Below are 4692 nucleotides of genomic sequence, written 5' to 3' on the forward strand. Positions count from 1 at the left end.
CAGTGTTCAGCGTAAATGTATCAGCATTCCTGCCATCCTCTGCTCTTGGCTTCCCAACGCCTCTTGCTGTTCAGCGGCAAGGGAGGAGTGGGCAAAACGACCCTGACCTGCGCGCTGGCTCGCCAACTGGCCCAGGTGGATCCCCAGCGCCGTCTGCTCCTGATGTCCACAGATCCCGCCCACTCGCTGGGGGACGTGCTGCAAATCTCGGTTACGGATGTGGCCCAACCCCTGCCGGATCGCCCCAATTTGCAGGTGCGGGCTTTGCAGGCGGAGATTTTGCTGCGGTCTTTTCGGCAAACCTATGGGCCGGCCCTGGAGCTCATTGCCGAGCGGGGCAGTTGGTTTGGCCGAGAGGATCTGCTGCCGATCTGGGATTTAGCCTGGCCGGGGGTGGATGAGCTGATGGCGATTCTGGAGGTCAACCGGCTGCTGGCTGGGGAGGAGGTGGATACCGTTATCTTGGACACGGCCCCCACCGGGCACACCCTGCGGCTGTTGGAGCTGCCCGACTTTTTGGATAATCTGCTGGCCGTGTTTGCCACCTTTCAGGCCAAGCACCGGGAAATCGCCCAAGCCCTGACGGGCACCTATCGACCGGATGAGGCGGATGCATTTTTAGCCCAGTTGCAGAGGGAACTGGAGGGGGGCAAAGCCCGCTTGACCACTCCGGAGAGCACTTCTGCTTGGCTGGTGATGATCCCGGAGCAGTTGAGCGTGGCGGAAACCCGCCGCTTTTGTCAGCAACTGCAAAACCGCCGCGTGCCCATCGGCGGTCTTCTGGTCAATCAGGTGCTGCTTGCAAGAGAGAATAACAGCCAACCTTCGCTGCCCGCTGCTCTCCCCTCTCCTCTCTACTCGGCGCGGCAGCAAGAACAGGGGCGCGTGCTCAAAGCCCTGCAGGAGGAGCTGCCCGGATATCCTATCTGGATCTGTCCCTATCAACTGCAGGAGCCGGTTGGGTTGGCGGCCCTGGATGAGCTGGTTCAGCAGCTTCGCCCCTTGCCAGAGGTGCTGCTGGAGTTGGAAGGGATCCCAGAGCAGAGAGCGGAGAGAGAGTCTCCCTTCTCCACCCTCTTCCCTTCCTTCAAGGGGATCCCGTCCCTACCGGATTTTTTGACCCAAGGGATCCGACTGGTGTTGGTGGGGGGCAAAGGGGGTGTGGGCAAGACGACGGTGGCCGGGGCCCTGGCTTGGACCTTGGCCAAGCGCCATCCCGACAAGCAGCTGTTGCTGGTCTCTATCGATCCGGCTCACTCGCTGGGGGATCTGTTTCAGACGAAACTGGGTCAGGATCCCATTCCCCTGCTGCCCAACCTGCTGGGGCAGGAGGTCGATGCGGCGGCGGTGCTGGAGCAATTCCGGCAGGATTATCTGGAGGAGGTGGCGGCCATCTTGGCAGGGGAGGGGACGGCAGGGGTGGAAGTCCAATACGACCCACAGGCGTGGCGGCAACTGCTGCAGATGCCCCCACCCGGCTTGGATGAGGTGATGGCCCTGTTGAGTGTTCTCCGACAGGAGACGAGCGGGCAGTTCGACCTGGTGGTGCTGGACACGGCTCCCACAGGGCATCTCCTGCGGTTTCTGCAGATGCCCCAGGCTCTGGAAGGTTGGGTAAGCTTGGCCCTGAAGCTGTGGCTGAAATATCGGGATGTGGTGGGCAGGTCGGAATGGGCGCAGCGGATGCGGGAGCTCTTGGCCCAGGTGCGGCAGCTTCGGCAGCAGCTCCAGGATCCCCAGCTTGTCACCTTTATCCCCGTCTTTAACCCCGAGCAGGCGGTTCTGGCGGAAACCGAGCGTCTCTTGGCGGAACTGGATGCTTTGGGGATCCCTCATCCCTACGCCGTTCTCAATCGGGTGTGGTTGGAGGATTCTACCCCCTTTGGAGAGGCCCTCCGCCGTCGTCACCAGACTCTTCTGGCCCAGCTCCCCCAGCCATTTTCCCAGCAGGCCATCTTGACCATCCCCTTCCTACATCCTCCCAGCTTGGAGAATATCGGCTCCTACTTGTTCGCTCCTCAGGAGCCCTAACCTAGGGGTAGACCTTGCTCACCCAAGGAGTTATGGATCCCCATCTGGAAGAACGCGCCCGCGAGCTGCGCACCCTGCTGCAGAAGGCCAGCATTGCCTACTATGTCCACGATGCTCCCATCCTGGAAGACAGCGTTTACGACCGCCTTTACCGCGAGCTGCAAGAGCTGGAGCGGGCTTACCCTGAACTGGTCACCCCCGATAGCCCTACTCAGCGGGTGGGAGAAAAACCTGCAGAGCATTTTCCCACCGTCTTCCACCGCATCCCCCTCTACAGCTTGGAAAACGCTTTCAACCCAGAAGAACTGGAGGAGTGGCAAGAGCGTCTGCTGCGAGTTTTGGGCCGTGCCCCTGTTCCCGACAGCGGGACAGAGGGAGAGCTGGAATATGTATGTGAGCTGAAGATTGATGGCGCCGCCTTGGCCCTAACCTACATCGAGGGTCTTTTGGAGCGGGGTGCTACTCGGGGGGACGGACAGGCCGGAGAGGACATCACCCCCAACGTGCGCGCCATTCGTTCGATTCCCCTGCGGCTGGCGACAGCAGATCCGCCTCCCGTTTTGGAGGTGCGGGGGGAAGTCTATCTGGCCCTAGCCGAGTTTGAACGGATCAACCAAGAGCGTCGTTCCGCCGGGGATCCCCCCTTTGCTAACCCGCGCAACTGTGCTGCCGGTACCCTGCGGCAGTTGGATAGCCGCGTTGTGGCCGCCCGCAAGCTCAGCTTCTTCGCCTACGCCCTCCACTGGCCGGAGGGATGGCCTGCCGGGGATCCCCCGCAAACCCAGTGGCAGTGTCTGCAGCAGCTCAAGGAATTGGGATTTCCGGTCAACCCCCTTTCCCAGGTCTGTCGGGGCTTGGGAGAAGTGATCCAGTTTTACGAGCGATGGCGGGGTGCCCAGCTCCCCTACGCCAGCGACGGGGTGGTGGTGAAATTGAACTCCTTGCGGCTGCAGGAGGAGGCCGGCTTTACGCAAAAATTTCCCCGCTGGGCCATTGCCCTCAAATACCCTGCCCAGGAAGTCCCCACCCGCATCCGCGCCATCCTCGCCAGCGTGGGCCGTACCGGCGCCGTCACTCCAGTGGCAGAGCTGGAGCCGGTTCCTTTGGCCGGCACCCTTGTCAGCCGCGCCAGCCTGCACAATGCCGATCGCCTGCGGGAGCTGGACGTGCACATTGGCGATACTGCCATCGTGCGCAAAGCCGGGGAGATCATCCCGGAGGTGGTCGGGATCCTGAAGGAATTGCGCCCTGCCGACGCTGTTCCCTACAGCCTGCCCAGCCAGTGCCCGGAATGCCACGCCCCTTTGGTTCGTCCCCCCGGCGAAGCCGTGACCCGCTGCCCCAACCCCGAGTGCCCGGCCAAGCTGCGGGGCCAATTGCAGCACTGGGCCAGCCGCGATGCTTTGGATATCGAAGGCTTAGGGGAAAAGCGGGCAGCCCAATTGGTGGAGAACTTGGGAGTGCGCACCGTAGCCGATCTCTACCGCCTCACCCCAGAGCAGTTGCAGGGTTTGGAGGGAATGGGATCCCGCTCCAGCCAAAAGCTGGTGCAAGCCATTCAGCGCTCTCGTCAACAGCCCTGGGAACGAGTGCTCTACGGGCTGGGGATCCCCCATGTGGGGGTGGTCACCGCCCAGATTTTGGCCGGCCATTTTCCCACCCCTGAGCTTTTGGCCCAAGCCAGCGCAGAAACCATCGCCCAGATCTACGGGATAGGCGCGGAAGTGGCGGAAGCGGTGGTGGCCTGGTTTGCCGAGCCGGCCCATCGTCGCCTGTTGCAGGAGTTGCAGGCGCTCGGGATCCCCGCTCTTCCTCAGCAGGAGAACCCTGCCGTCTCCCAGATCCTGGCCGGGAAAAAATTCGTAATCACCGGCACCTTGCCCACCCTCTCCCGCCAGCAGGCCAAGGCTTGGATTGAGAGTCGGGGGGGCAAAGTCACCGCCAGCGTCAGCCGCCAAACCGACTACGTGGTGGTGGGCTCTGACCCCGGCTCCAAGCTGGAGCAAGCCCAACAACTGGGGATCCCCCTGCTGACCGAAGCGGAGCTGTTGGCGCTGGATCCCACCGTGGAATCCGGTGATCTGCATCCTTGACAGGGTGGATCCCCGAAAAACTTGGGTAGGGTGGGTTGTCTTAGCGGCAGGGATAATTTATGATTCACCTCTAGTGAGGAGTGGACGCCAATAGGGGGAAGCGAACGAAACACGGACAGTTCCTTCCCCTTTTTGGTTACAAAAAGGCGCGGCCACACCTCCAAAAAGTATCCAACTTAACTGAAGGATTCCTTTGCCAGTGCCAGATAAGGTCAACTATGATGGGATCAGCGGAGACGCATGTTTCCGTTCACTCCTCACACCATCTTCCGCTCGGCGTCAAGTCGGGCGGTTTTTCTATAAATCCGTCCAAAGGATGTATGACCATTCCCGATAGCAGCGAAACGGCTCACCCCTTCCATTTCCAGTTTTCCTCCTTGTAAGACACTTGGGGAGAACCGAGGCTGTGGCGTTTGCACGGGTAGCGCAGAGCGCTGGAGAAGCTTATGGTCACTTTGAAGCAAGAATGAAACACCTCCGTTGCATTGCTTCCCAGCTCCCTGAAGAGTGGGTGGTCGCGGAAGCGGCACCGAGCGCTTGGGAAGTGTCTCAATCCAGTTTGAAATGA

At 61.1% G+C, this 4692-nt stretch carries 2 protein-coding genes; both read left to right on the plus strand.

Going from position 1 to position 4692, the window contains the following annotated elements:
- The first annotated feature begins 15 nt into the window (after positions 1–15).
- Positions 16–2031 carry an ArsA family ATPase gene (locus NW818_RS13060; RefSeq protein ID WP_414424796.1) on the plus strand — a complete coding sequence of 672 codons (2016 nt, stop codon included), beginning with the start codon at positions 16–18 and terminating at the stop codon, positions 2029–2031.
- A 32-nt stretch (positions 2032–2063) separates the two neighbouring features.
- Positions 2064–4124: an NAD-dependent DNA ligase LigA gene (gene ligA, locus NW818_RS13065; RefSeq protein ID WP_414424797.1), complete on the plus strand. Its 2061-nt coding sequence runs from the start codon at positions 2064–2066 to the stop codon at positions 4122–4124.
- Positions 4125–4692 lie beyond the last annotated feature (568 nt).

Source organism: Synechococcus sp. R6-5 (assembly GCF_047461775.1).
Taxonomy (GTDB): Bacteria; Cyanobacteriota; Cyanobacteriia; order Thermostichales; family Thermostichaceae; genus Thermostichus.

Coding starts and splice junctions, on each gene's coding strand:
- ligA (WP_414424797.1), top strand. CDS start 2,064: ATGGATCCCCATCTGGAAGAACGCGCCCGCGAGCTGCGCACCCTGCTG.
- NW818_RS13060 (WP_414424796.1), top strand. CDS start 16: ATGTATCAGCATTCCTGCCATCCTCTGCTCTTGGCTTCCCAACGCCTC.